Origin of the sequence: Bradyrhizobium sp. (genome assembly GCF_049691595.1) — a bacterium.
Lineage (GTDB): Bacteria > Pseudomonadota > Alphaproteobacteria > Rhizobiales > Xanthobacteraceae > Bradyrhizobium.
The window spans coordinates 1-2,757 of record NZ_JBAVNZ010000134.1 but is presented as its reverse complement, the minus strand read 5'-3'; the positions used below and the strand labels follow the sequence as shown (position 1 = coordinate 2,757).

Below are 2,757 nucleotides of genomic sequence, written 5' to 3'. Positions count from 1 at the left end.
AGCGGCAGGCTGCTAATCCGGCAGGGTTTTCCCCGAGCCGCCGAGCTCGGCGGGCAGATCCCAGAACTTCGGCAACCCGTCCTTCACCGAAACCATCTTGCTCGCGTAATTCGCATGCAGCGTGGGCTCATGGGTGTAGCCCTGCAACAGATTGGCATAGACATCGATCAGCCGCATGCGCGGATGATCGGTCATGAGATGTCCGCCGCAAACCTTGCAGAACTTGCGCCAGGAATTCTCGGTCTTGTGGAAGGTTCCGATCTCGGCTTCGCCCCTGGTGACACGCACGCTGTCCGCCTTCCACAGGCTGAAGGCATTGATCGGCGCCGCCGACCAGGCCTGGCAGTCGCGGCAATGACAATATCCCGCGAACACCGGCTTGCCCTTAACCTCCAGTTCGACGGCGCCGCAAAAACAGCCGGCCTTGTAAGTCGCGGCACTCGTTTTCGCCTCTTCGCCGGGCGCCAGCAGATCGTTGTATTCAGGATGCCTGGTCATGAAGTTTCGGATGAAATCGCACTCGACCGAGAGCGCCCGTCCCCCGGCCCGCACGGCATCAAGGGTCGCGCGGCCAAGCGTCGAGCCTACGCCGCGACCGCCCAATTCCGGCGGCACCTCGGTATGCACCAGCATGATCGCGCCGGGCGATTTTCGGTAGGTGACAAAGGCGATGGTGCCATCGACTTCGAGTTCGAATCGGTCGCGGTCCTCGTGGTCGCGGAAATTGTCGGTCATGCGCACTCCCGTTTCGGCATCGGCGCGTTGGATCAGCTCCGGATCGCGCCAACGCGGGTCCGATGAATTCAGCCTATTCTGTCATTCACCAGGGATAAAGAGCCTGGATAGGCCGCGGCAGCCGCACTTGGTTGAAGCATTTTAGGGGATCGCCAGGGCACATCCCCGATGCGCCCGCTGCGAGCCGCGCGGTGCTGCGCGCGCCCGTTCCTTGCAAAGCCCGGGCGTAACGCGCCGCGGGAATGCGAAGGTGCGTCATCGTCATTGCGAGCCAACGGGTCGCGCGAATGCGCGCCCCGTTGGCTCGCAATGACGGTCTTAACATCGGGCACGCATTCGCGCGATCTGGTGCCTCGCAATGACGTTGCATTCGTCAAAACGCTGTATAGCCGCCGTCGATCACGAAGCAGTCGGCGGTGTGATAGGACGACGCCTGGCTCATCAGATATACCGCGATGCCGCCGAAATCGGCCGGCTCGCCGAACCGGCGCAGCGGAATCCGCGGCATCACGTTGGCGACGAATTTTTCGTTGGCCATGATGCCCGCGGTCATGTCGCTCCGGATCCAGCCGGGCAGGATCGCATTCGCGGTGACGCCGTAACGCGCGAGTTCGACCGCCAGCGCGCGGCACAGCGCGTTGATCGCGGCCTTGGTGCCGGCGTAGTGCTCGTTGCGCGCGGTGCCGAACAGCGACGCCAGGCTCGAGGTCGCGACCAGCCGCCCAAAACGGTCGCCGGCCTCGGCGCGCTCGGTCATGTGGCGGGCTGCGGCCTGAAACGCATGGAACACGCCGTCGAGATTGGTTGCGAACATTTTTCGCCATTCCTCCTCGGTGCGGTCGATGAAGGCGCGGCGTCCGCCGCCGCCGATGCCGGCATTGGCGAAGCAGCCGTCGACCCGGCCAAACGCATCCAGCGTCGCCTTCATCGCGTTCCTGACCGAGGCGGCATCGCTGACGTCGCAGATCCTTGTGTCGACCTTGCCGGGGCCGGCCGCCAGGGTGGCGGCGGCGTTTCGGTTTTTCTCCGCGTTGCGGCCCCAGATCGAGACGTCGCAGCCGGCGGCCGACAGCGCCTGCGCGATGCCAAGCCCGATGCCGCCATTACCGCCGGTGATGACGGCGACGCGGCCGGAGAGATCGAAGATGCTCATGGGTGTTTCCTTTGCGGCGTTTCCATTGGGCGTGGCGCGCGCCAGTCGTGCGTCCGGGGGCGGGCAGGTGTTCCGATGCCGACCATGGACAAGCCCGCCTGGAAAATCAAATATGGGCCGAGTTCAGACCCGACCTGCCGCGACCTGACAAGGCGGGGCGCAATCGAAGAGGAAACCATGCAGTTCAAGCACGTCACGCTCGATTTCGATGGACCGGTCGCCGTTTTGAAACTCGACCATCCGGAGGTCATGAACGCGGTCTCGATCGACATGCTTGGCGGCCTCGCCGAGGCGCTGGATGCGATCGACGAGCGGCGCGCCGAGGTGCGCTGCCTCGTCATCACGGGCGCCGGGCGCGCGTTCTGCACCGGCGCCAACCTGCAGGGCCGCAACAACCCGAAGCCGGGAAAAAGCAACGCCGGCGCCGCGCTGGAGACCGCGTTCCATCCGTTCCTGCGCCGCTTGCGCAATTTGCATTGCCCGATCGTCACCGCGGTCAACGGTCCGGCCGCCGGCGCGGGGATGAGTTTTGCGTTGATGGGCGACATGATCCTGTGCGCGCGCTCGTGCTATTTCCTGCAGGCGTTCCGCCGCATCGGGCTGGTGCCGGATTGCGGATCGACCTGGCTGTTGCCGCGGCTGATCGGCAAGGCGCGCGCGGTCGAGCTGTCGCTGATGGGCGAGCGGCTGCCGGCCGAGAAGGCGCTGGAATGGGGCCTCGTCAACCGCGTCCACGACGATGGGGTGTTGATGGAAGAGGCGATGAAGCTGGCGCATGATCTCGCCAATGGTCCCACTATCGCGCTGTCGCTGATCCGAAAGCTCTATTGGGACAGCCCGGAAAACTCGTTCGAAGACCAGCTCAATCT

General features: G+C 64.7%; 3 protein-coding genes. 1 reads left to right on the top strand and 2 read right to left on the bottom strand.

All coding sequences use genetic code 11. From position 1 onward, the window contains the following. Positions 1 to 12 precede the first annotated feature (12 nt). Entirely contained in the window at positions 13 to 735 is a 723-nt protein-coding gene (locus WCE35_RS06015) for an N-acetyltransferase (protein ID WP_424592432.1), read from the bottom strand. Positions 736 to 1,108: 373 nt separating this feature from the next. Beyond that, positions 1,109 to 1,888: an SDR family NAD(P)-dependent oxidoreductase gene (locus WCE35_RS06010; RefSeq protein ID WP_424592431.1), complete on the bottom strand. Its 780-nt coding sequence runs from the start codon at positions 1,886 to 1,888 to the stop codon at positions 1,109 to 1,111. Between the two features lie 177 nt (positions 1,889 to 2,065). Between WCE35_RS06010 and WCE35_RS06005 the strand changes: the two genes are divergently transcribed. Then, positions 2,066 to 2,757 (top strand): enoyl-CoA hydratase/isomerase (locus WCE35_RS06005; RefSeq protein WP_424592433.1); only part of this gene is annotated, 692 nt, incomplete at its 3' end.

Coding starts and splice junctions, on each gene's coding strand:
- WCE35_RS06015 (WP_424592432.1), bottom strand. CDS start 735: ATGACCGACAATTTCCGCGACCACGAGGACCGCGACCGATTCGAACTC.
- WCE35_RS06010 (WP_424592431.1), bottom strand. CDS start 1,888: ATGAGCATCTTCGATCTCTCCGGCCGCGTCGCCGTCATCACCGGCGGT.